This is a genomic window from Erwinia sp. AK-PDG3-5, from assembly GCF_056821705.1.
The window spans coordinates 3,028,965-3,052,441 of sequence record NZ_CM165967.1 but is presented as its reverse complement, the minus strand read 5'-3'; the positions used below and the strand labels follow the sequence as shown (position 1 = coordinate 3,052,441).

At 54.0% G+C, this 23,477-nt stretch carries 17 protein-coding genes and 1 pseudogene; 8 read left to right on the top strand and 10 right to left on the bottom strand.

Going from position 1 to position 23,477, the window contains the following annotated elements; genetic code table 11:
* Positions 1–91: 91 nt before the first annotated feature.
* From ldtD to AC1UKS_RS14135, 3 genes and pseudogenes are all read left to right on the top strand, one after another.
* Positions 92–1,798 (top strand): annotated as a pseudogene (gene ldtD / locus AC1UKS_RS14145) (L,D-transpeptidase); the annotation flags it as partial.
* Positions 1,799–1,984: 186 nt separating this feature from the next.
* Positions 1,985–2,533 carry a peptidoglycan L,D-endopeptidase MepK gene (gene mepK, locus AC1UKS_RS14140; protein WP_013201542.1) on the top strand — a complete coding sequence of 183 codons (549 nt, stop codon included), beginning with the start codon at positions 1,985–1,987 and terminating at the stop codon, positions 2,531–2,533.
* Between the two features lie 44 nt (positions 2,534–2,577).
* A complete protein-coding gene (locus AC1UKS_RS14135; RefSeq protein WP_482434133.1) occupies positions 2,578–3,207 on the top strand; it encodes an MBL fold metallo-hydrolase in 630 nt (209 codons plus the stop codon).
* 74 nt (positions 3,208–3,281) lie between these two features.
* Here the strand turns inward: AC1UKS_RS14135 and AC1UKS_RS14130 are convergent, their stop codons facing one another.
* The 4 genes from AC1UKS_RS14130 to pncB form a co-directional block, all read right to left on the bottom strand.
* Complete coding sequence (locus AC1UKS_RS14130) at positions 3,282–4,472, bottom strand: amino acid aminotransferase (RefSeq protein ID WP_013201544.1); 1,191 nt, start codon at positions 4,470–4,472, stop codon at positions 3,282–3,284.
* A gap of 214 nt (positions 4,473–4,686) precedes the next feature.
* Positions 4,687–5,790, bottom strand: coding sequence for a porin OmpF (gene ompF / locus AC1UKS_RS14125; RefSeq protein WP_482434131.1), 1,104 nt, complete (start codon positions 5,788–5,790; stop codon positions 4,687–4,689).
* A gap of 301 nt (positions 5,791–6,091) precedes the next feature.
* A complete protein-coding gene (asnS, locus tag AC1UKS_RS14120; RefSeq protein ID WP_482434129.1) occupies positions 6,092–7,492 on the bottom strand; it encodes an asparagine--tRNA ligase in 1,401 nt (466 codons plus the stop codon).
* Positions 7,493–7,667: 175 nt separating this feature from the next.
* Positions 7,668–8,873 (bottom strand): nicotinate phosphoribosyltransferase, encoded by a 1,206-nt coding sequence (gene pncB, locus AC1UKS_RS14115; protein ID WP_482434127.1) that lies wholly within the window; start codon positions 8,871–8,873, stop codon positions 7,668–7,670.
* Between the two features lie 264 nt (positions 8,874–9,137).
* Here pncB and pepN point away from each other — a divergent pair, with 264 nt between their 5' ends.
* Positions 9,138–11,753, top strand: a complete 2,616-nt coding sequence (pepN, locus tag AC1UKS_RS14110; RefSeq protein ID WP_482434125.1) for an aminopeptidase N — start codon at positions 9,138–9,140, stop codon at positions 11,751–11,753.
* A gap of 43 nt (positions 11,754–11,796) precedes the next feature.
* On the opposite strand, the gene ssuB is transcribed toward pepN, so the two are convergent.
* From ssuB to ssuE, 5 genes are read right to left on the bottom strand one after another with little or no spacing between them, the layout of a single operon-like run.
* Positions 11,797–12,585, bottom strand: coding sequence for an aliphatic sulfonates ABC transporter ATP-binding protein (gene ssuB, locus AC1UKS_RS14105; protein ID WP_013201549.1), 789 nt, complete (start codon positions 12,583–12,585; stop codon positions 11,797–11,799).
* Positions 12,582–13,373, bottom strand: a complete 792-nt coding sequence (gene ssuC / locus AC1UKS_RS14100; RefSeq protein WP_482434123.1) for an aliphatic sulfonate ABC transporter permease SsuC — start codon at positions 13,371–13,373, stop codon at positions 12,582–12,584. The genes ssuB and ssuC overlap by 4 nt, the downstream gene beginning before the upstream one ends.
* A gap of 8 nt (positions 13,374–13,381) precedes the next feature.
* Entirely contained in the window at positions 13,382–14,527 is a 1,146-nt protein-coding gene (gene ssuD, locus AC1UKS_RS14095) for an FMNH2-dependent alkanesulfonate monooxygenase (RefSeq protein WP_482434121.1), read from the bottom strand.
* 14 nt (positions 14,528–14,541) lie between these two features.
* Positions 14,542–15,498 (bottom strand): sulfonate ABC transporter substrate-binding protein, encoded by a 957-nt coding sequence (locus AC1UKS_RS14090; protein ID WP_134823831.1) that lies wholly within the window; start codon positions 15,496–15,498, stop codon positions 14,542–14,544.
* Between the two features lie 10 nt (positions 15,499–15,508).
* Positions 15,509–16,060 (bottom strand): NADPH-dependent FMN reductase, encoded by a 552-nt coding sequence (gene ssuE, locus AC1UKS_RS14085; RefSeq protein WP_013201553.1) that lies wholly within the window; start codon positions 16,058–16,060, stop codon positions 15,509–15,511.
* A gap of 375 nt (positions 16,061–16,435) precedes the next feature.
* On the opposite strand from ssuE, the gene pyrD reads away from it, so the two are divergent.
* Entirely contained in the window at positions 16,436–17,446 is a 1,011-nt protein-coding gene (gene pyrD, locus AC1UKS_RS14080; protein ID WP_265911950.1) for a quinone-dependent dihydroorotate dehydrogenase, read from the top strand.
* Positions 17,447–17,620: 174 nt separating this feature from the next.
* Complete coding sequence (locus AC1UKS_RS14075; protein WP_482434119.1) at positions 17,621–18,163, top strand: cell division protein ZapC; 543 nt, start codon at positions 17,621–17,623, stop codon at positions 18,161–18,163.
* Positions 18,164–18,165: 2 nt separating this feature from the next.
* On the opposite strand, the gene AC1UKS_RS14070 is transcribed toward AC1UKS_RS14075, so the two are convergent.
* Positions 18,166–19,278, bottom strand: coding sequence for a YcbX family protein (locus tag AC1UKS_RS14070; protein WP_265911952.1), 1,113 nt, complete (start codon positions 19,276–19,278; stop codon positions 18,166–18,168).
* Between the two features lie 146 nt (positions 19,279–19,424).
* On the opposite strand from AC1UKS_RS14070, the gene rlmKL reads away from it, so the two are divergent.
* The gene (gene rlmKL, locus AC1UKS_RS14065; RefSeq protein ID WP_482434118.1) at positions 19,425–21,542 is read left to right on the top strand and encodes a bifunctional 23S rRNA (guanine(2069)-N(7))-methyltransferase RlmK/23S rRNA (guanine(2445)-N(2))-methyltransferase RlmL; all 2,118 of its coding nucleotides are present in this window, start codon (positions 19,425–19,427) and stop codon (positions 21,540–21,542) included.
* Positions 21,543–21,548: 6 nt separating this feature from the next.
* On the top strand, positions 21,549–23,456 hold the full coding sequence (locus tag AC1UKS_RS14060) for an ABC transporter ATP-binding protein (protein WP_013201558.1): 1,908 nt from the start codon (positions 21,549–21,551) through the stop codon (positions 23,454–23,456).
* The last annotated feature ends 21 nt before the right edge of the window (positions 23,457–23,477 follow it).

Below are 23,477 nucleotides of genomic sequence, written 5' to 3'. Positions count from 1 at the left end.
GGTGTTTGCCGGTCAGATACAACCCGCATTGGCAGGTATTCCGCCTGTATCCGCGCCTGTAACAGCAACCTATACACCATCGCAGGCCCAGCGGCATCTGCTGGCCACGCTTCCTGCTGGTTATAAACCGTTTTATTTGACGACCCTGGCTTCGCTGTATGCTACCCAGAGCATGCAGCCACTGTGGCAGGATCGGCAGGCTGTGCAGCAGTTCCAGCAGCAACTGGCTGAAGTGGCCATATCTGGCGTACAACCGCAGTTTAATCTGTGGGTCAAACTGCTGACCGATCCTTCGATAACGGGAATGGCGCGTGATGTCGTTCTGTCTGATGCGATGCTGGGCTATCTGCAGTTTGTCTCTACGGTGCCCGCCAAAGGGGAAACCTGGCTGTACAGCAACGTGCCTTACAAGCTGGAAGTGCCAACCCTGTCGGTAATTAATCAGTGGCAGAGAGCGGTTGAACACGGTGGAACCAATGCCTTTGTCACCTCGCTTGCGCCACAGCACCCGCAATATGTTCTGATGCATCAGGCGCTGAAAACGTTGCTGGCAGATAATCATCCCTGGCCGCAGCTGGCCGCGAGACAGACCCTGAAGCCGGGACAATTGAGTGATGATGTTCCTGCACTGAGGGCCATTCTGGAGCGCACCGGAATGATGACCGCCAGCGCCGAAGGACCAAAGCCGACCGATGAAGCCGTCCCGACCACCAGCGTACCGGCGTCTTTTGTGGATGAAGAGATTGCTTCGACGCCAGCGCCTAAGCCGGTTGATGAGCAGGCGACCGTCAGTCCTTCCGCCACGCCACTGCCGGAAAATCCCAATGCCGCTAACACGCCTGAGCTGGCCGGTCAGGTGCTGGGAAATGCGGTGCCTGCCGACCCAACACATATCTATTCTGCCGACCTGGTCGAAGCGGTAAAACGCTTCCAACGCTGGCAGGGGCTTGAGCCGGATGGTGCGATTGGCCCACGGACCCGTGAATGGCTGAACGTTTCGCCGCAGCTTCGTGCTTCTCTGCTTGCGCTGAATATTCAGCGTTTGCGTCTGTTGCCTGATGATATGCATAACGGGATTATGGTGAATATCCCGAATTACTCGCTGATCTATTATCTCAACGGCAGTCAAATCCTGGCGTCGAGGGTTATTGTGGGGCGTCCAGACCGCAAAACGCCTCTGATGCGCAGCGCACTGAATAATGTGGTGCTAAACCCGCCATGGAATGTGCCGACTACGCTGGTCCGTCAGGATATTGTGCCGAAAGTGAAGCAGGATCCGGCTTATCTCTACAAACATAACTACACCTTGCTCTCTGGCTGGAGCAATGATGCGGAAGTCATCGATCCGTCGATGATCGACTGGCGGATGGTTTCCGCGGCGTCCTTCCCTTACCGCATACGCCAGGCGCCGGGTGCGACGAATTCGCTGGGAAGGTATAAGTTCAATATGCCTAGTTCAGATGCCATCTATCTGCATGATACGCCGAACCATAACCTGTTCCAGAAAGACATCAGGGCGCTGAGTTCAGGCTGTGTTCGTGTGAATAAAGCGTCTGATTTGGCCAACCTGCTGTTACAGGATGCGGGATGGAATGACACACGCATTTCCAGCACGCTGAAAGAAGGGGATACCCGCTACGTGCCGATTCGTCATCGCATCCCGGTCAATCTTTACTACCTGACGGCGTGGGTTGCGGATGATGGTAAGGCGCAATATCGTACAGATATTTACAATTATGATATGACCGCGCGTTCTGGCGTGCAGAGTATGGCGGCGGCTGGTCAATTAATGCTCTAATGCTTGATTCTTCAGGTGTTCCGGCTCAGGGCATACCGGGCCGGTCACCTCTGCTTCCAGACAGGTGTTGATATTTGTCGAAGCTGTCACATTTCCCCGGTTGACTCAGCTATTCTCCCCGGTTATGGTTCCCGACGGTGACCATTTTGCACCATTTCAGAACATTTAGCCGGGTAACACAGATTTATGAATAATTTTGACTCTCATCGCCGTAAGTGGCTGACATTAGGAGGCGCTGCATTAGGTTGTGCATTGCTTCCCCGACAGGCTTTCGCCTCGCTCTCCACCTCGCGTCCTCGTGTATTAACACTGAATAACCTGAATACCGGTGAAACGCTCAAAACTGAGTTTTTTAACGGCAAAAGTTACGACAAGGATGAGTTGTCACGTTTAAATCATTTCTTCCGTGATTACCGGGCCAACAAGGTCAAGAACATCGATCCGCATTTGTTCGATCAGCTTTATCGTTTGCAGGCGTTGCTCGATACCCGCAAACCGGTGACGTTGATATCGGGGTATCGGTCGCTGGCGACCAACAATTCCCTGCGTGCCCACACGAAAGGCGTAGCGAAACACAGTTACCACACGCTGGGTCAGGCGATGGATTTACATATTGACGGGATTGCATTGAGCAATGTTCGCAAAGCGGCGCTTTCCATGGGCGCTGGTGGTGTAGGATACTACCCAAGCAGTAACTTTGTGCATATTGATACCGGGCCGGCACGGCACTGGTAAGATGAAATCCCGGTAGGGCCATGGCTCGCCGGTAACGGAGTGTTATGGACTATCAAATTATCCCGGTGACGGCATTCGCCCAGAACTGCTCGCTGATCTGGTGCCCGGAATCGATGCAGGCAGCGGTTGTTGACCCCGGTGGTGATGCCGAAACTATTCAGGCGCATGTGGCGGAAAAAGGCGTTACCGTAACGCAAATTCTGTTGACCCACGGACACCTTGATCATGTTGGCGCGGCTGCCGAACTGGCGGCTTTTTATGGTGTGCCGGTTGTTGGTCCCCATAAGGCGGATGCTTTCTGGCTGGAAGGTTTACCTGCTCAGAGCCAGATGTTCGGCTTCCCGTACTGCGCGCCTCTGACGCCAGATCGCTGGCTGGAAGAGGGGGAAACCGTGCAGCTCGGCAACATCATCCTCGAAATCCTGTTATGCCCTGGCCATACGCCCGGCCACATCGTCTTCTTTGATCGTGCTTCTCGCCTGCTGGTATCTGGTGATGTGATCTTTAATGGCGGCGTAGGGCGTTCTGATTTTCCTCAGGGCAGCCATGCGGATCTCATCGCCTCCATTAAGACCAAGCTTTTACCGCTGGGTGATGACGTGACCTTTTTACCGGGACATGGGCCGATGTCTACGCTGGGCCGGGAAAGAATTTCGAACCCGTTCCTGCAGTAACGCAGTAAGGCGCATGGGGAAAAGACACAAAAAAGCCTGCATTTAGCAGGCTTTTTTTTATGCTCAGTCGCGGCTTACAGCACGGCGACAATCGCTTCACACAGCGGAGCCATATTATCTGGCGTCATGCCGGCCACGTTCACACGACCTGAATTCACCGCATACACGCCGAACTCTTCGCGCAGGCGAACCACCTGGTCTTTCGTCAAACCACTGAATGAGAACATGCCATTCTGCTTGATGATAAAACTGAAGTCCCCTTTAGCGCCTTTCTCCTGCAGGGTGTTCACAAACAGCTGACGCATACGGTGGATGCGCTGACGCATATCTGCCAGTTCCTGCTCCCAGATAGCCCGCAGAGCGGCGTTACCGAGGATGGTGGCCACTACCGCCGCACCGTGCGCCGGTGGGTTAGAGTAGTTTGCACGGATGGTGGCTTTCACCTGGCTGAATGCGGTATCCGCTACCGATGCTTCGCTGGCAACCAGCGTCAGTGCGCCAACGCGTTCGTTATACAGCCCGAAGTTTTTCGAATAAGAGCTGGCGACGATCAGTTCCTGATGGCTGGCCGCAAAAATACGCAGGCCTTCCGCATCTTCTTCCAGACCCCGGGCAAAGCCCTGATAGGCGAAGTCGAACAGCGGCAGCCAGCCACCGGCCAGTGACAGCTCGGAAAGTTGTGCCCACTGTTCCGCCGTCGGATCGATACCGGTCGGGTTATGGCAGCAGCCATGGAACAGCACCACGTCACCGGCTGCAACCTCACGCAGGGCGTTCACCATGCCGTCAAAGTCGAGGGAGTGATTGGCCGCGTCATAATACTGATACTCGCAGACTTCAAGACCCGCGGATTCAAATACATTTTTATGGTTCGGCCAGCTTGGGTTGCTTACCCAGATGCGCTTCGCGCTGGTCTGAGTGGCAATAAAGTCAGCCGCAACGCGCAATGCACCGGTTCCACCTGGGGTCTGCGCTGTGCGGGCACGCTTGGTACTCACAATGGCGTTGTCTTTCCCAAACAACAGTTCCTGAGTGCACTTACCGAAGTCGGCCAGTCCATCGATGCTGAGGTAATTTTTGGTGGTTTCATTCTCTAACAGATACTGCTCAGCTTTTTTCACGCTGGTGAGTACCGGTGTTTTGCCGGTTTCGTCTTTATAGACACCAATGCCCAGATTGATCGTATTTGGGCGATCGTCGGCACGGAAGAGATCGGCTAAACCAAGAATAGGGTCGGCGGGTGCAGCTGCAATGCGTTCAAACATAGTCGAAGTCCGTTAGCTTAATCTAAAGCGAAGTGAGGACTCAGGTTACGCCACAGCGCACAAATTGCCAACCGTTTGCGTTAAAAATCACAGGGAACAGAGTGAGGGTAATTAATCAGAGGGAGAAAGCGGGGCGGAGGAAACAAAAACGGGGCCGAAGCCCCGTTTTGACGTTGCGCGGTGGTGACGCGAATCACCCCGGCAGTGCAGCTTATTAGAACTGGTAAACCAGACCCAATGCTACGGTATCGCCTGAACCTATGCCCAGTTTGTTGTCGTCATCAATCTGGTTGATGATGTAGTCAACATAGGTAGACATGTTTTTGTTGAAGTAGTAAGTCGCGCCCACTTCGAAGTATTTAACCAGGTCAACATCGCCAACGCCTTCGATGTCCTTGCCTTTAGTCTGAACGTAGGCAATGGACGGACGCAGACCGAAGTCGAACTGGTACTGTGCGACTAACTCGATGTCCTGAGTTTTGTTAGCGTAGCCAGCGACTGGAGTTGTAACGCCTGCGTTAGTGATGTTACCAGAGATGCGGGTAGCGTTGCGGCCTTCAGCATAAGATGCTGCCAGGTACACGTTGTTTGCATCATATTTCAGAGCAGTGCCCCAGAACTCTGCACGGTCACCACGACCCAGAGCCAGGTCAGTGTTCTGGCCGTCAACACGGTCCTGAGAGCTATACGCACCTACGATACCAACACCGATTGGTGAGGTGTAAGACGTTGACACACCGTAGCCGTCGCCGTTAGAGCGCTGCAGGTCGTCACGTTCGTTTTTGCCCTGGTACTGAGCTGCGAAGTCCCAGCCATCAACCAGACCAAAGAAGTTGGTGTTACGGTAAGTCGCCACGCCACCAGTACGGCTGGTCATGGTATCAGACTGGCCGAAGTCGCCACCGAATTCTGGCAGCATATCTGTCCAGGCCAGTGCGTCATAAGCGATGCCGTAGTTACGACCGTAATCTACAGAACCGTACTCAGCAAATTTCAGACCAGCGAAGCCCAGACGGGTTTTGTTGCCGTCTTGCGCGTCAGAACCTTCAGAGTTGTTTGCCTGGATGTTGTATTCCCACTGGCCGTAACCGGTCAGCATGTCGTTGATCTGGGTTTCACCTTTGAAACCAAAACGGACATAGGACTTATCGCCATCACCGCCGTAGCTGTCGTCGTCTGATGAGAAGTAATGCAGACCAACAGCTTTACCATAGAGGTCCAGCTTGTTGCCGTCTTTGTTATAGATTTCTGCTGCATTGGCTGCACCAGCTGCTAACAGGGCTGGGATAACCAGTGCCAGAATGTTGCGCTTCATCATTTTTTATTACCCTCATTGGAGTTATTTGGACACCTGCCACTGCCGTCAACAATTCTTTACAGAACCCCGAAGAGAGTTTGGTGTCTTCCTGTGTCTGCACGCATCTTTCCATTCGCTGAGCGGATTATCTAGCCCGAAAATGCTACTAATCTCCTATTCTGGTAACAAGAGGAAAATATGTATTACAAAATGTAATAATCACGGAACTTTGTGAACTATATCTAAATTTACAAAAATAAAAAAAGGCCAGCGAGGCTGACCTTGAATATATATATGAATTTCTTATATTTAATGCTGAAAATCAGAAGGTGGCGTTACGCGGCGTCCTTGGGAAGGCGATAACATCTCTTACATTTTGCACACCGGTGACATAGGCAATTAATCTTTCGAAACCTAATCCGAAACCTGAATGAGGAACGGTGCCGTAGCGGCGCAGGTCACGATACCACCAGTAATCTTCTTTGTTCAGACCCATTTCGGCCAGACGCGCATCCAGTACATCCAGACGCTCTTCACGCTGCGAACCGCCGATGATTTCCCCGATACCTGGGGCCAAAACGTCCATCGCCGCCACGGTTTTTCCATCGTCGTTCAGGCGCATATAGAACGCTTTGATATCTTTCGGATAGTTTTTAACCACTACCGGTGCTTTGAAGTGTTTCTCTGCCAGATAACGCTCGTGTTCTGAGGAGAGATCGATACCCCAGGAGACGGCATTTTCAAACTTCTCACCACAGGCGATCAGAATTTCTACCGCTTCGGTATAATCCACCTGAGCAAAATCTGTGGTTACAAAACGCTCAAGGCGCGCGATGGCATCTTTGTCTACGCGCTCGGCAAAGAACTCCATATCATCACGACGCTCCTCAAGTACCGCTTTGAAGACGTACTTCAGCATGGCTTCGGCCAGCGCGGCGTTGTCTTCCAGGTCAGCAAAGGCGATTTCCGGCTCCAGCATCCAGAATTCAGCCAGGTGACGGCTGGTATTAGAGTTTTCTGCACGGAAGGTTGGGCCAAAGGTGTAGATTTTGGAGATGGCGCTGGCGTAGGTCTCGCCATTCAGCTGGCCGGATACGGTCAGGAAGGCTTCTTTACCGAAGAAATCTTCGTCAAAGTTCACTTTGCCTTCTGGCGTGCGCGGCAGGTTTTCCATATCCAGGGTAGAAACGCGGAACATTTCACCCGCGCCTTCGGTATCCGATGCGGTAATCAACGGGGTGGAAACCCAGAAGAAGCCCTGCTCGTCAAAGAAACGGTGCAGCGCTTGCGCCAGCGTATGACGAACACGCGCCACGGCGCCGATCAGGTTGGTACGCGGACGCAGGTGAGCCACTTCACGCAGGTATTCGATGCTGTGACGTTTAGCTGCCATTGGATAGGTATCAGGATCATCCACCCAACCGACCACTTCTACTGCCGTGGCCTGAATTTCAAAGCTCTGGCCTTCGCCCGGTGATTCCACCACTTTGCCAGTAATGTTCACCGAACAACCGGTGGTCAGTCGCAGTACTTCGTCCTGATAATTATTCAGAGAATTATTGACGACAGCCTGGACGGGATTAAAGCAGGAGCCGTCATATACGGCGATGAAGGAAATACCAGCTTTTGAATCTCTTCGTGTACGTACCCAGCCACGTACGGTGACTTCACTGTCAACCGCGACCCGGCCTTGCAGTACATCCGCTACAGGCACAACGCTCATAAAAGTCTCTCACTATTAATCAGGATTAAAAAAATACCCCGGATTTGGGGTAGTGCTATGTTACTTGCCGACTGGCGAGACACAAGAAGAATTCGTTGTTCTGCGGGAGATTTATCAGAGAAATTGCAGGAAGGAAAAGAGAAGAGGCTGAAGCTCTTCTCTTTTTATTGCGGTACTAACTGGCTTTTTTCACCAGCGGCAGATCGAAGGCTTTGCGTAAGGCGCGAACAAAGGCTTTATCCTGGCAAATCGTTTTGCCTGGGCTGTCCGACAGTTTAGCCACCGGTTTGCCGTTACATTCAACCAGCTTGATGACAATATTCAGCGGCGTGACCTGAGGAATATCGCAGGTCAGCTTGGTACCAATGCCAAAAATCACGTCCACGCGCTGACCAAACTGGCGGTAAAGCGCCACGGCTTTTTCCAGATCCAGGTTGTCAGAAAACACCAGCGTTTTGCTGCGAGGATCGATGCCGAGGTGCTCGTAATGGGCAATGGCTTTTTCGCCCCACTCAAACGGATCGCCGGAGTCGTGACGCAGGCCCTGATAACGGGTAGCAAAGTTCTCACCGAAGTCGCGCAGGAAAGCATCCATGGTAATACAGTCGGTCAGGGCAATGCCCAAACGGTCGGGATACTCATCCAGCCACGCCTGCAATGCCGCACGCTGGCTGTTTGCCAGAACCGGGCTGATCTGCTGATGCGCCTGGAACCATTCATGGGCCTGAGTGCCCACCGGTGCGATATGCAACTGGCGCGCCACGTCATAATTGCTGGAACCGACCAACCATGGAAATTCCTGCTGCAGCGTACCGACAATAGCCAGCTGCACATCGCGGGAGAAGCGGCGACGCGTACCGAAATCCATCAGCTTAAAGCGGGACATATCCAGGTCAGCGGTCAACGCTTTAAACCCGGCCAGCTTGCTTTGCAGATGGGTGACTGCCATTTCCGGGGTGACCAGCGGCGAGCGGTGGCGATGAACCACTTCGCTGATCAACGCCAGTAGCGGCACTTCCCACATGATGACGTCCAGCCATGAACCGCTGATGCGAATATCCAGCTTGCCCTGGTGGTTGCGGACCACCACCGTTGACGGGTCATAACGGTATTCGCGCAGCCAGGCCAGATAGTCCGCCTTAAAGAAGGGCAGGCCGGCAAGGTAGTCAGCTTCTTCGTCCGTCAGCGCCAGCGACTGCATGGTCGCTATCTGCCGGACAATTTCATCTGCATAAATGCCCAGCAGATCGTCACCACGGCAGCGAAACTCAGCCACCACGGAAACGTTCCGGTAACGATGGAACACCGCTTGCTGCATATGCAGCTTATAGGCATCCGTGTCCAACAAGGTGGTCAGGATCGGGGTAGCATGTCGAGTCATGGTGCGTTTCAGCATCCTCTGGCGAAGAGCGTTATCCCTGGTTCAATAAGTGGAAAAGACGCTGGAGTATAACTTGAATACTCGTTTAGTGAAGCCGATCACAACACATTACCGCGAATAAGGTCGAGGGCAATCTGTGCGCTTGTTAATGAAATGTAGCTTTTTAAGCCAAAGACCCCGTGGCATCGCGATTCAACGTGGCAACATCGGGCTAACAGGAATAGACTTGAAAAGGTTAACTAATTATCGACGTGAGAAGGACTTATGACGCAACTGCCACAAGCCAAAAATCGCCATGATTATCGTGCTCCGGATTACACCATCACGGATATCGACCTGACTTTTATTCTCGATGCCAGCACCACCCAGGTCACCGCCATCAGCCAGGTAAAACGGTTGGGGGCATCAGGCGCAGAACTGCGTCTGGACGGTGAAGACCTGACGCTGGTTTCTCTGGACATTAACGACCAGGCCTGGACGCACTACCGTCTGGAAGACGGCGCGCTGATCCTTGAGCAACTGCCAGAAACCTTTACGCTGAAAATCGTCAACGAAATCCACCCGGATAAAAATACCGCGCTGGAAGGCCTGTATAAATCGGGTGAAGCGCTTTGCACCCAATGTGAAGCCGAAGGTTTCCGCCACATTACCTGGTATCTTGACCGTCCAGACGTGCTGGCGCGCTTTACCACCACCATTGTGGCAGAAAGGTCCCTCTATCCTTATTTACTATCTAACGGCAACCGTGTTGATGCCGGACAGATGGAAGATGGCCGCCACTGGATGAAATGGGAAGATCCGTTCCCAAAACCTTGCTACCTGTTTGCCGTGGTCGCCGGTGACTTCGATGTGCTACGTGACAGCTTCAGAACCCGTACCGGGCGCGATGTGGCGCTGGAAATCTTTGTCGATCGTGGCAACCTCGATCGCGCTGACTGGGCAATGACCTCACTGAAAAACAGCATGAAGTGGGATGAAGAGCGCTTTGGTCTGGAGTACGACCTGGACATCTTTATGATTGTCGCGGTGGACTTCTTCAACATGGGCGCAATGGAGAATAAAGGCCTTAACGTCTTTAACTCGAAATATGTGCTGGCCAAGGCGGAAACCGCCACCGACAAAGATTACCTCGGCATTGAAGCGGTTATCGGTCACGAATATTTCCATAACTGGACCGGTAACCGTGTGACCTGTCGCGACTGGTTCCAGCTCAGCCTGAAAGAAGGGCTGACCGTGTTCCGCGATCAGGAGTTCAGTTCCGACCTCGGATCCCGTGCCGTTAACCGTATTGATAATGTCCGCATCATGCGTGGTGCGCAGTTTGCCGAAGATGCCAGCCCAATGGCGCATCCGATCCGCCCTGAGCAGGTGATCGAAATGAACAACTTCTATACGCTGACGGTGTATGAGAAGGGGTCAGAAGTGATCCGTATGATGCATACCTTACTGGGTGAAGAAAACTTCCAGAAAGGCATGCAGGTCTACTTCGAACGTCACGATGGCAGCGCCGCAACCTGCGACGATTTTGTGCAGGCGATGGAAGATGCGTCCAACGTCGATTTATCGCAGTTCCGCCGCTGGTACAGCCAGTCGGGTACGCCGATCCTCTCAATTCGGGATGACTACAACCCGGAACTGGAACAGTACACGTTGCACGTCACGCAGAGAACGCCAGCAACCGCCGATCAAAAAGAGAAGCTGCCGCTGCATATCCCGCTGGATATCGAACTGTATGATGGCGAAGGCAAGGTGATCCCACTTCAGCATAACGGCCATCCGGTGCACAACGTGCTGAATGTGGTCGAAGAGTTCCAGAGCTTCGTCTTTGATAACGTCTATTTCCAGCCGGTTCCTTCACTGCTGCGTGAATTCTCTGCCCCGGTGAAACTGGACTACAACTGGAGCGATGCGCAGTTAACCTTCCTGATGCGTCATGCGCGCAATGACTTTGCCCGTTGGGATGCCGCTCAAAGCCTGATGGCGACCTACATCAAGCTGAATGTGGCGCGTCAGCAGCAGGGGCAACCGCTCTCTCTTCCGCTGCATGTGGCTGATGCTTTCCGCGCGGTGCTGCTGGAAGAGAACAGCGATCCTGCGCTGATGGCGTTGATCCTGACGCTGCCGAGTGAAAATGAAATTGCCGAGCTGTTTGAAACTATCGATCCGCAGGCAATTTCTGACGTGCGTGAATCGCTGGTGCGCCTGCTGGCAACCGAGCTGGCAGATGAGTGGCTGGCGGTTTATAACGCCAATCAAAGCGACGAATACCGCATTGAACATGCCGAAATTGGCAAACGCTCGCTGAAAAATGTCTGCCTCGGCTATCTGGCCTTTGGTGACGTCGAGCTGGCTGACAAGCTGGTTAACGCGCAGTTTAGCCACGCCAATAACATGACCGACTCGCTGGCGGCGATGGCGGCCTCCGTGGCGGCTCAGTTGCCGTGTCGCGAAGCGCTGCTGGTGGCGTTTGACGACCGCTGGCACCAGGATGGTCTGGTGATGGATAAATGGTTTGCCTTGCAGGCCACCAGCCCGGCACCGGATGTGTTAAACCGCGTGCGTGCGTTGTTAAACCACCGCTCATTTACCCTGAGCAATCCAAACCGTATCCGTTCGCTGATTGGCGCCTTTGCCTCGGCAAATCCAGCGGCGTTCCACGCGGCAAACGGCAGCGGCTATCAGTTCCTGACGGAGATCCTCACCGATCTGAATACGCGTAATCCACAGGTTGCCGCGCGGATGATCGAGCCGTTGATCCGCCTCAAGCGTTACGATGCCGGTCGTCAGGCGTTGATGCGTAACGCGCTGGAGCAATTGAAAGGGCTGGATAAACTTTCAGGTGACCTTTACGAGAAAATCAGTAAAGCCCTGAGCGCCTGAGCAGGCTAAAGAGAAAGGTAAGGGGCGACGTTCGCCCCTTTTTTTAACGTTGTGCGTAACGCTTTTCGCTTTCGACCGGCGTGCGTTTCATCACCCGATCCAGCACTTCCGCTTCCAGCTCGGCCAGGCGCACTGAGCCTTTACGTCTTGGGCGCGGCAAATCAACCTGCAGATCCAGTCCGATATTTCCCTCTTCTATCAGCAGAACCCGATCGGCCATCGCCACGGCTTCGCTAACGTCATGCGTGACCAGCAGTACGGTAAAATTGTGCTTCTGCCACAGTGATTCAATCAGATCCTGCATTTCGATGCGGGTTAACGCATCCAGCGCACCCAGCGGTTCATCCAGCAGCAATAAACCCGGACGATGGATCAGCGCACGAGCCAGGGCGACGCGCTGCTTCTGGCCTCCGGAGAGGGCAGCAGGCCACTCTTTTGCCCGATCGGCCAGGCCTACGGCTTCCAGCGCTTCCAGCGCGGCCGCTTTCCAGCTTTTCCCTTTCAACCCCAATCCGACATTATCAATCACGCTTTTCCACGGCAGCAGGCGTGCATCCTGAAACATCAAACGGGTGTCGTCGCTGGCTTCACTGAGCGGCGCATTACCGGCCAGCAGCGCGCCTGACGAGGTTTTCTCCAGACCGGCAAGCAGACGCAGCAGCGTACTTTTACCGCAACCGCTGCGTCCGACCACCGCGACAAACTGACCGGAAGGGATATGCAGATCGATATTGTTTAATACCGTCCGGCCTTTGTACTGCTTGCTGACACCGTTGATGACCAGCGGTGTACCGGCATTCAGGCGAGCCGGAGACGCGGTTAATTCGCTCATGCGTTATCCTCTTTCAGTTGATAAGCCGGATGCCAGCGCAACCAGATGCGTTCCAGTAACTGCGCGCTGACATCGGCCAGTTTACCGAGCAGGGCATAAAGAATGATCGCTACCACGACCACATCGGTTTGTAAAAACTCTCGGGCATTCATCGCCAGGTAACCGATGCCCGAACTGGCAGAAATGGTTTCGGCCACAATCAGCGTCAGCCACATCAGGCCCAGCGCAAAACGCACCCCAACCATTATTGAGGGCAGGGCGCCAGGCAACACCACCTGAATAAACAGACTCCAGCCGGACAGGCCATAACTGCGGGCCATCTCGACCAGTCCACGGTCGATATTGCGGATGCCGTGATAGGTGTTCAGGTAAATCGGGAACATGGTGCCCAGCGCCACCAGGAAGATTTTGGCCGATTCATCAATACCGAACCACAGGATCACCAGCGGGATCAGCGCCAGATGCGGAACGTTACGCAACATCTGTACGGAAGTATCCAGCAGTCTTTCGCCAAGGCGAGACATACCGGTGATCAGACCCAGCACCAGGCCAATCGATCCGCCGATGCCAAAGCCGATAGCGGCACGCCAGCTGCTGATCGCCAGGTTTTGCAGCAGTTCGCCGCTAACCGAAAGCTTCCAGAAGGTGACGACAATCGCTTCGGGCGACGGCAGAATCCGGGTTGAAAGCCAGCCAGTCTGGGATGCGATCTGCCAGACTACAATTAACAGTGCGGGAAGAGCCCAGGGAACCAGGCTGTTTCCAATACGAGAAAGTTGCTTGTTCATCTTCACCTCTAACTCTGTGACACTTTCTGCGGGGCAAAGTCGTGGGCGACGGCTTCACCGTGTGCCACGACTGCAGCCGGTTTCGGGATTTCCGGTACCGCCAGATCCAGATGGGGAAACAGCAACTCGCCGACGCGGTAGGCTTCCTCAAGATGCGGATAGCCGGAAAGAATAAAGGTTTCAATGCCCAGGTCGGCATACTCCTGCATTCTGGCCGCCACGGTTTCGCCGTCGCCAACTAGCGCTGTCCCCGCGCCGCCACGAACCAGGCCGACACCAGCCCAGAGATTTGGGCTAATTTCCAGCTTATCGCGGCTGCCGCTGTGTAACGCGCGCATCCGCTGCTGGCCGACCGAATCGGTTTTGGCCAGCGCCGCCTGCGCTTTTGCAATGGTGGCGTCATCGAGGTGGGAGATCAGACGGTCAGCCGCCTGCCAGGCTTCTTCATTGGTTTCACGCACAATCACATGCAGACGAATACCAAACTTCACTTTGCGACCCTGTGCGGCGGCTTTTGCCTGCACCTGAGCGATTTTCTCTTTAACCTGGGCCGGCGGTTCGCCCCACGTCAGATAGACATCCACCTGTTCTGCCGCCAAATCCTGTGCAGGTTCAGAAGAGCCGCCAAACCATAACGGCGGACGCGGCTGCTGTACCGGTTTAAACATCAAACGCGCGCCACGGACGTGAACGTGCTTGCCTTCGTAATCGACGGTTTCGCCTTCCAGTACCCGGCGCCAGACGCGGGTGAATTCGGCGGATTCTTCGTAGCGTTCTTTATGGTCAAGGAATACACCGTCACCGGCTAACTCTTCAGCATCGCCACCGGTGACCAGGTTGAACAGGGCGCGGCCATTTGACAGCCGATCTAAGGTCGCAGCCTGACGGGCCGCCTGAGTCGGGGAGATCACTCCAGGACGTAGTGCCACCAGGAAGCGTAAACGCTGGGTAACCGGGATCAGGGATGCGGCAACCAGCCAGGCATCCTCGCAGGAGCGACCGGTCGGGATCAGCACGCCACCGAAACCCAGACGATCCGCTGCCTGAGCGATCTGCTGCAGGTAACCATGATCAACCGGGCGCGCACCCTCTGAAGTACCTAAATAGTGACCATCACCGTGGGTAGGTAAAAACCAGAAAACGGAAAGGCTCATGTTGGAATTCCTTATTAATTAGCGCTGCTGGCGTGCCAGATACGGTCGGCAATCTCGACTTTTACCGGCATTAAATGGCTGGCATAAAACAGGTCGGCAGTTTGTTGCTGGGCGTTGGCCGTTTTGTCACTGACCGGGCCGATAGAAGTTGGCGGACGGTGATCCAGATAGCTGGCAATCACCGGCTTAGGCAGACCCATCGCCTGCGCCAGCAGATCGATACTCTGCTCACGATCGCTGAGCGTCAGCGCATCGGCCTGGCTAAAGGTCGCCAGCACCTGAGTAATAAAGGCCCCGTTTGCCTGGGTGAAGGGACGCGTTGCCAGATAGAATGAACCGGTTTGATTCAGTTGGCTGCCGTCGGTCAGCACTCTGACGCCGCCCTGCAGCAAAGCCGCAGAATAGTACGGGTCCCAAATTGCCCAGGCATCCACATCACCCTGCTGGAACGCCGCGCGGGCATCGGCTGGGGTCAGATAAGCGGGCTGGATATCGCTGAACTTCAATCCGGCTTTTTCCAGTGCGCGCAGCAACAGGTTGTGCGAGCTGGATCCTTTCTGGAAGGCGACTTTATGGCCCTTCAGATCGGCAACGGTTTTATAAGGGCTGTTTTTCGCCACCAGAATCACTTCTGCTTTGGGTTTCGGCGGTTCTGCGCCGACATACAGCAAGTCTGCGCCGGCTGCCTGAGCAAAAATCGGTGGGATATCGCCGGTGCTGCCCAAATCAATACTGTTAACGTTTAACGCTTCAAGCATTTGCGGACCGGCCGGGAACTCGACCCATTTGATTTTGGTGTTGGGAAAACGCTCTTCAAGCAGGTGATGCGATTTGGCTAACACCATGCTCACCGATCCTTTCTGATAGCCAATGCGAAAGGTTTTCGGCGCCTCTGTTTCTGCTGCGAAAGCAGTACTGGCCAGCACGCTGGTTAAGGTCAGTGCGGAGAGGATCCTTGCAAATAATGTCATCAGCGGCTCCTTAAACGGCGACGGCCAGCGGTCGGTGGCGACGAGCCAGCGCAGACCAGAAGGTGTCGATGGATTCGTTGATGCGGTCGCGCAGCACCGGCGAGAGTTCCGGCTGACGATCGTAATGGGTAATTTGCGAATCATCCGCGAACACGCCATGCAGCACTTCCTGCGCTTTCAGCGCATTCAGCACGGGCTTGAGGGCGTAATCCACCGCGAGCATATGCGCAACGGTGCCGCCAGTGGCCAGCGGCAGCACGACTTTGTGCTCAAGCGCGCGCTCAGGCAGCAGGTCGAGCAGCGTTTTCAGGGCACCCGAAAACGACGCTTTATAAACAGGTGTGGCAACAATCACCCCATCGGCCTGCTCCAGGTCTTCCTTTAAGGCCAACAGCGCGGGTGAATCAAAGCGGGCATAAAGCAGGTCTTCAGGCACGAAGTTATGCAAATTCCACGGAATAACCTCTACGCCGCGCTGTTCAAGCAGGCGCTGGCAAACGGTTAACAGGGCGGTGGAACGAGATGGATAGCGAGGACTTCCCGCCAGAGTAATAACGCGCATAACCTCTCCTTATAACTAAAAGTTATTGAACTGACTTATTCTGGTACCGATAGAACTATCCTGACAGACGGGCAGGGGAGGCTTAAATGATTTATCTGGCATAGATAAGTTGATTAGCGGATATAAAAGCGGAATGAGCGGTTTAGCCGGCACTATCGTTTTACTTTCCTGACAAAGAACCTTACCATTTTGCCCCGCACCTGCAGCGTCACTGCGCCCACTGGCTGTTATCACCTCTCTCATCGGATCCACAGTATAAAAAGGAGAGAAGCCGCAACCGTGACGGTTAAACGCAGTTTTTCGGGTTAGTATCGCCAGACGATATCAACTGTTTGTCCTATCCAGCTCGAGAGTCTCGGGCATTCAGGAGCGACCATGTATTATCCCTTTGTCCGCAAGGCCCTTTTCCAGCTTGACGCCGAGCGTGCCCATGAACTGACACTCCGCCAGCTGCAGCGGGTCACCGGAACACCTTTACTGCACCTGGTTCGCCAGTCGCTGCCTTTCAAGCCTGTTAACTGCATGGGGCTGACCTTTAAGAATCCTTTGGGCCTTGCCGCAGGACTGGATAAAAACGGTGAGTGTATCGATGCCTTTGGTGCATTGGGCTTTGGATCGATCGAAATCGGCACCGTGACGCCAAGAGCGCAGGACGGCAACGACAAGCCAAGAATGTTCCGCGTGTTGGAAGCCGAAGGGATTATTAACCGCATGGGCTTCAATAATCACGGCGTGGATAACCTGGTGGAGAACGTCAAAAAGTCGCATTTCGATGGCGTGCTCGGGATCAATATTGGTAAGAATAAAGATACGTCGGTCGAGAACGGCAAAGACGATTATTTAATCTGCATGGATAAGATCTATCCTTATGCGGGTTACATCACGGTAAATATCTCCTCGCCAAACACCCCAGGATTACGCACGCTGCAATACGGTGAAGCGCTGGACGATCTTTTGATCGCGGTGAAACAGAAACAGAAAGATTTAGAAATGATTCATCACAAATATGTTCCTGTGGCGGTGAAGATCGCACCGGATCTTTCTGAAGAAGAGTTGATCCAAATTGCCGACAGTCTGGTCCGGCATAATATCGATGGCGTGATTGCTACCAATACCACCCTCGATCGTTCACTGGTCGCTGGCCTGAAGCACGCGGGGGAAGCGGGTGGCTTGAGCGGACGTCCGGTGCAACTACGCAGTACAGAAATTATTCGCCGGCTGTCGCAGGAACTGCAGGGCAAGCTGCCTATTATTGGCGTAGGCGGGATTGATTCGCTGGTTTCAGCCCGCGAAAAAATGGCGGCGGGTGCTTCGCTGATCCAAATATATTCCGGCTTTATTTACAAAGGCCCACCGCTGATAAAAGAAATTGTGAGCCACATCTAAGCTAATTCTTAGCTAAACCGGCCAGGGGCTTTATTTTCGCCGCTGGCTCGTTTATATTTTATCCTGTTTAAACATTATTCAGACTATTTTGGCTCGCGGCTGGATTGACATATCTTTTCAAATCCACCGTTCGTCCAGTAAATAGCGGCCAATTTTATGACTACAGGACCCATCATGAGAATTAAACCTGACGACAGCTGGCGCTGGTTTTTCGATGCAGAACACGATCGCATGATGCTGGATCTGGCTGACGGAATGCTGTTCCGTTCGCGCTTCCCTCGTAAGATGCTGACACCGGATGCTTTTGATACTTCTGGGTTTTGTGTCGATGATGCTGCGCTGTTCTTCAGCTTTGAAGAGAACTGCCGTCGCTGCGAATTGAATGTGGACCAGCGTGCAGAGCTGATACTGAATGCGCTGGTCGCCAGCCGTTTCCTTAAGCCGTTAATGCCGAAAAGCTGGCACTTTGAGACCCATCGCCACAGTGGCTGGGTTCCAGAAGCAGGCGAGTTGGTGAGCGTTCAACTGTGTGAAAACGGTGAACAGGCACATTTGCTGGTGGTAGAAAGCGGAGAAAATGCGGCACTCTGTCTGCTGGCTCAACCGCAACTGACACTGGCCGGGCGCGGAATGGTATTGGGTGATGCGATTAAGGTGATGAACGATCGTCTTCAGCCCCGGCAGTCTGAGTCTCTTACTTTCGCCAGGGCTGTTTAAGATTATTGTGTCAGGACCAGGTCGCTGGCGGGAATGCAGCTGCAGCTGAGGATCCTGCCGTTATCACGCACGGCTCCTTTTTTCATCTGGCTGACTTCTCCTGACACCAGATTCAAATGGCAACTGCCACAAATCCCGGCCCGGCACGAGTAGGGAATGCGGAATCCCTGCATTTCCAACTGTTCCAGCAGTACCTGCTGATTGTTTCCCTGAAAGGTTTCCCCCTGCCAGCTGATGGTCACGCTTTGGGCGTTGCCACTGACCACCTCCAGCGATTCCACGACCTGGCCTGCGCCGTAAGGTCGCGGTGGCTTGCTGGCGACGACCTGAAGCTCGTCACCGACCCGCATAATGCCGCTGTTTCTGGCAATCAGGTTAAGGCCAAAATCGATGTCTCCACTGCCGTCGGTAGCAGTGCGAAACTTTTGCAGCGTGGCCAAAGGTTCACCGCTGGGGTGTTTGCGGCCTTTCTCCGGGCTGACCGTGGTCAGTACGCAGCGGCTGCAAGGTTTCGGCACATCGAACAGCACCTCACCAATCCGCACCGTTGACCAGCTGTCTTCTGCCCAGGCACTGGCACCGGTGATCACCAGGTTTGGTCGAAACTGCTCCAATTTGACTCCTGCCGGACAGCGCTGACGCAAATCCTGTAAAGACGCTTCATTTATTAGCAGGAACGGAAAACCATCGGCAAAGCCTAATGGCACCTGCTCAAAGCGTTTAACCCGGCGGGACATCTGCGGACCCACCCAGCGTAATTGCACCGGGCGGGGGAAGAAGCTGCTGAGCCACTGGTTAATGGCGGCTGGCGCGGTGAGGGAGGTGAAAACATTTCCCCAGACTTCGGTCGGTGCGAGTTCACTCGAGAAGTCAGCGAATCGAACAGTGGCGCTGGTACCATCTGGCGCAGAAAGAAAGAGACCTTCAGGGATCAACGCGGGCGTGAAAAGCACCATCTCCGGATACTGGCGGGCGGTAATAAAGGTGCCATCCTCGTCCGTGATCATAAAGACACGGTCAAAGGCCAGCCCACTCTCCAGTGCCTGTGCATGAGAAACCTGGGTCCCTCGCAACGACTTCACCGGATGAATGAACAGACGAGACAGGCTTATCATGGTGCCCTCCAGGCAAATAAAGCGGAAAAAAGCGTCTTCAGGCAAGAAAAGCGGCGGGGTACCTGAGGAAAAGAAGCTAACTTTATGACATGTGCCTGCGATTAGCTATAATGCGCAGCAATTTTCTGACGACGATAAGTGACACTATGAATTCTCTGTTTGCCAGTACGGCGCGTGGGCTCGAAGAGCTATTAAAAAGTGAACTGGAAGCGATGGGCGCTGAGGCCTGCCAGATCGTCCAGGGCGGCGTACATTATCAGGGTGACGATCGTCTGATGTACCAAAGTTTGATGTGGAGCCGTCTGGCGTCGCGCATCCTGCTGCCGCTGACCGAATGCGGCGTTTACAGTGACCTCGACCTTTATCTTGGTGTGCAGGCTATCGACTGGCCGGCGATGTTCGGCAGTGATAAAACCTTTGCGGTACATTTCAGCGGCCTGAACGAGGTTATCCGTAACAGCCAGTATGGCGCGCTGAAGGTTAAAGATGCCATCGTCGACAGCTTTACCCGTAAAGGGTTTGCCCGTCCTGACGTCGATCGCGAGCAGCCCGATATCCGCGTGAACGTCTGGCTGAATAAAGATACTGCCAGCATTGCGCTGGATCTGAGTGGTGAAGGCCTGCATCAGCGCGGCTATCGCCAGCAGACCGGTCAGGCTCCGTTAAAAGAGAACCTGGCCGCGGCGATCGTACTGCGCTCCGGCTGGGAGGTGGGAACACCGCTGATCGATCCGATGTGTGGATCGGGAACCCTGCTGATTGAAGCGGCAATGATCGCCAGCGATCGCGCGCCGGGGCTGCATCGTCCACATTGGGGCTTCAGCGGCTGGTCCAAATTTAATGAAGCGTTGTGGCGTGAAGTGACCACCGAGGCACAGGTTCGTGCTAAACGTGGCGTGCAGGAAACCACCTCACGTTTTTATGGCTATGACAATGATTCTCGCGTGGTTGAACGGGCGATTGCCAATGCCCGTCGTGCGGGAATGGCTGACATCATCAGCTTTACCGTGCAGGAAGTGTTGAAACTGACCAATCCGCTGCCTGAAGGGCCAACCGGAACCGTGGTGAGCAACCCACCTTACGGTGAGCGTATGGATAGTGAACCCGCGCTGATCGCCCTGCACAGCCAGTTGGGACGCCTGATGAAAAGCCACTTCGGCGGCTGGAATCTGTCGTTATTCAGCGCTTCTCCGGAACTTCTGAGCTGCCTGCAACTGCGTGCCGACCGTCAGTTCAAAGCAAAAAACGGTCCACTGGACTGCGTACAGAAAAACTATCAGCTGGCGGTTAACCCTTCCGCTGCGGCCGGTGGTCAGGTTGCTGAAGATTATGCCAACCGTCTGCGCAAGAACATCAAGAAGCTGGAGAAGTGGGCACGTCAGGAAGGAATTGAATGCTACCGCATTTATGATGCCGATCTGCCGGATTACAACGTGGCCGTCGATCGTTACGGCGACTGGGTGGTGGTACAGGAATATGCGGCACCAAAAACCGTGGAGCCTGCCAAAGCCCGCCAGCGTTTGTTCGATGTTATTTCGGCCACGCTGCACGTACTGGAATTGCCTTCTGATAAGCTGGTGCTGAAAACCCGCGAGCGGCAGAAAGGCAAAAGTCAGTACCAGAAGATGGACGAGAAGGGCGATTTCTTCGAAGTCAGCGAATTCAATGCCAAAATGTGGGTCAATCTGACCGACTATCTGGATACCGGCCTGTTCCTCGATCACCGTATTGCCCGCAAAATGCTCGGCAAAATGAGTAAGGATAAAGACTTCCTGAACCTGTTTGCCTACACCGGTACGGCCAGTGTGCATGCCGGTCTGGGTGGCGCGCGCAGCACCACCACTGTAGATATGTCGCGTACCTATCTGGAGTGGGCAGAGCGCAACCTGCGACTGAATGGCTTAACCGGCCGTCAGCACCGCCTGATGCAGGCTGACTGCCTGGGCTGGCTGAGCGAGTCGAGCGAGCAGTTCGACCTGATCTTTATCGATCCGCCAACGTTCTCTAACTCAAAGCGGATGGAAGAGAGCTTTGAGATCCAGCGCGATCATCTGACGCTGATGAAAGATTTGAAAAGGCTGCTGCGCAAAGGCGGCACCATTATGTTCTCTAACAATAAACGCGGTTTCAAAATGGACCACGACGGTCTGGCAGAGCTGAATCTTGTTGCACAGGATATCACCGCCAAAACCCAGTCGCAGGATTTTGCCCGCAATCGTCAAATACATAACTGCTGGCTGATCACTCACGCCGGTAAGGAATAAGCTTTTATGTCATTAATCAGTATTCATGGTGCGTATCTCTCTTTCAGTGATGCCCCGCTGTTGGATAACACCGAACTGCACATCGAAGAGAATGAGCGGGTCTGTCTGGTAGGTCGTAACGGTGCGGGTAAATCCACACTGATGAAGATTATTAACCGTGAGCAGGCGCTGGATGATGGTCGCATCATCTATGAACAGGACCTGGTCGTGTCACGTCTGCAACAGGATCCGCCGCGCAATGTGGAAGGTTCGGTTTATGACTTCGTGGCCGAAGGCGTCAATGAGCAGGCGGAATACCTGAAGGCGTATCATGCGATTTCTCATCTGGTGATGACCGATCCTAGCGATAAAAACCTTAATGAAATGGGACGTCTGCAAACCATTCTGGATCACCAGAATCTCTGGCAGCTTGAAACCCGTATTCACGACGTGTTGAAGCAGATTGGCCTGGATGCCGATGTGCCGCTGTCCTCGTTGTCTGGCGGCTGGCTGCGTAAGGCCGCGCTGGGACGTGCACTGGTCAGCAATCCACGGGTGTTGATGCTCGATGAGCCCACCAACCACCTGGATATCGAAACCATCGACTGGCTGGAAGGGTTCCTGAAAACCTTCCAGGGCAGCATTATCTTTATTTCCCACGACCGTTCCTTTATCCGCAATATGGCCACCCGTATTGTCGATCTGGATCGCGGCAAGTTAGTTTCCTGGCCTGGCGATTACGACCTGTATCTGACCAGCAAAGAAGAAGCACTGCGCGTGGAAGAGATGCAGAACGCTGAATTCGACCGCAAACTGGCCCAGGAAGAAGTGTGGATCCGTCAGGGTATTAAAGCGCGCCGTACGCGTAACGAAGGCCGTGTTCGTGCATTAAAAGCATTGCGTAACGAGCGTTCAGAACGCCGTGAAGTAATGGGCAAAGCCAATATGCAGGTGGAAGAAGCGTCGCGCTCAGGCAAAATTGTCTTCGAGATGGAAAATCTTCACTACAGCGTTGACGGCAAACAGCTGGTGCGCGACTTCAGCGCACAGGTTCAGCGTGGCGATAAAATTGCCCTGATTGGCTCCAACGGTTGTGGTAAAACCACGCTGTTGCGACTGATGCTGGATGAGCTGAAAGCCAGCAGTGGTCGCGTGCATATCGGGACTAAATTAGAAGTGGCCTATTTTGACCAGCACCGTGCCGATCTCGATCCTGACCGCACGGTAATGGACAACCTGGCGGAAGGTAAGCAGGAAGTGATGGTGAACGGTAAGCCGCGCCATGTACTGGGATACCTGCAGGAATTCCTGTTCCACCCTAAGCGTGCAATGACGCCGGTGCGTGCCTTGTCAGGCGGTGAGCGTAACCGTCTGTTGCTGGCCCGTTTGTTCCTCAAGCCAAGCAACCTGCTGATCCTCGATGAACCGACCAACGACCTGGATGTGGAAACGCTGGAGCTGTTGGAAGAGCTGGTGGATGGTTATCAGGGCACCGTATTGCTGGTCAGCCACGATCGTCAGTTTGTCGATAATACCGTCACCGAGTGCTGGATCTTTGAAGGTAACGGTGAGATTGGCGCCTTTGTCGGTGGCTATCATGATGCTCAGCGCCAGCGTGCGGCCTATAAGCAGACGCGTTCTTTAAGCAAACCCGCGCCTGCTGCGCGTCAGGAAAATGCGAAAGCAGAGCCAGAAAAACGTGCTGCGAATAAGCTAAGCTATAACTTGCAGCGTGAACTTGAACAGCTGCCACAAAAGATGGAAACGCTTGAAAGCCAACTGGAAACATTGCAGGCCAAAGTGGCCGATGGTGATTTCTTCAGTCAGCCTCATGATGTGACTCAGCCCGTGCTGGATGCGCTTGCCGTAGCCGAACAGGAACTGGAAGTGGCGTTCGAACGCTGGGAATATCTGGAGTCGTTGAAAAACGGCTGATGCTTAAGCAAGAGGTCGTTT

Coding starts and splice junctions, on each gene's coding strand:
- AC1UKS_RS14090 (WP_134823831.1), bottom strand. CDS start 15,498: ATGACATTATTTGCAAGGATCCTCTCCGCACTGACCTTAACCAGCGTG.
- ompF (WP_482434131.1), bottom strand. CDS start 5,790: ATGATGAAGCGCAACATTCTGGCACTGGTTATCCCAGCCCTGTTAGCA.
- AC1UKS_RS14075 (WP_482434119.1), top strand. CDS start 17,621: ATGAGAATTAAACCTGACGACAGCTGGCGCTGGTTTTTCGATGCAGAA.
- rlmKL (WP_482434118.1), top strand. CDS start 19,425: ATGAATTCTCTGTTTGCCAGTACGGCGCGTGGGCTCGAAGAGCTATTA.
- ssuC (WP_482434123.1), bottom strand. CDS start 13,373: ATGAACAAGCAACTTTCTCGTATTGGAAACAGCCTGGTTCCCTGGGCT.
- AC1UKS_RS14060 (WP_013201558.1), top strand. CDS start 21,549: ATGTCATTAATCAGTATTCATGGTGCGTATCTCTCTTTCAGTGATGCC.
- pepN (WP_482434125.1), top strand. CDS start 9,138: ATGACGCAACTGCCACAAGCCAAAAATCGCCATGATTATCGTGCTCCG.
- pyrD (WP_265911950.1), top strand. CDS start 16,436: ATGTATTATCCCTTTGTCCGCAAGGCCCTTTTCCAGCTTGACGCCGAG.
- pncB (WP_482434127.1), bottom strand. CDS start 8,873: ATGACTCGACATGCTACCCCGATCCTGACCACCTTGTTGGACACGGAT.
- AC1UKS_RS14135 (WP_482434133.1), top strand. CDS start 2,578: ATGGACTATCAAATTATCCCGGTGACGGCATTCGCCCAGAACTGCTCG.
- AC1UKS_RS14070 (WP_265911952.1), bottom strand. CDS start 19,278: ATGATAAGCCTGTCTCGTCTGTTCATTCATCCGGTGAAGTCGTTGCGA.
- mepK (WP_013201542.1), top strand. CDS start 1,985: ATGAATAATTTTGACTCTCATCGCCGTAAGTGGCTGACATTAGGAGGC.
- asnS (WP_482434129.1), bottom strand. CDS start 7,492: ATGAGCGTTGTGCCTGTAGCGGATGTACTGCAAGGCCGGGTCGCGGTT.
- ssuE (WP_013201553.1), bottom strand. CDS start 16,060: ATGCGCGTTATTACTCTGGCGGGAAGTCCTCGCTATCCATCTCGTTCC.
- ssuB (WP_013201549.1), bottom strand. CDS start 12,585: ATGAGCGAATTAACCGCGTCTCCGGCTCGCCTGAATGCCGGTACACCG.
- AC1UKS_RS14130 (WP_013201544.1), bottom strand. CDS start 4,472: ATGTTTGAACGCATTGCAGCTGCACCCGCCGACCCTATTCTTGGTTTA.
- ssuD (WP_482434121.1), bottom strand. CDS start 14,527: ATGAGCCTTTCCGTTTTCTGGTTTTTACCTACCCACGGTGATGGTCAC.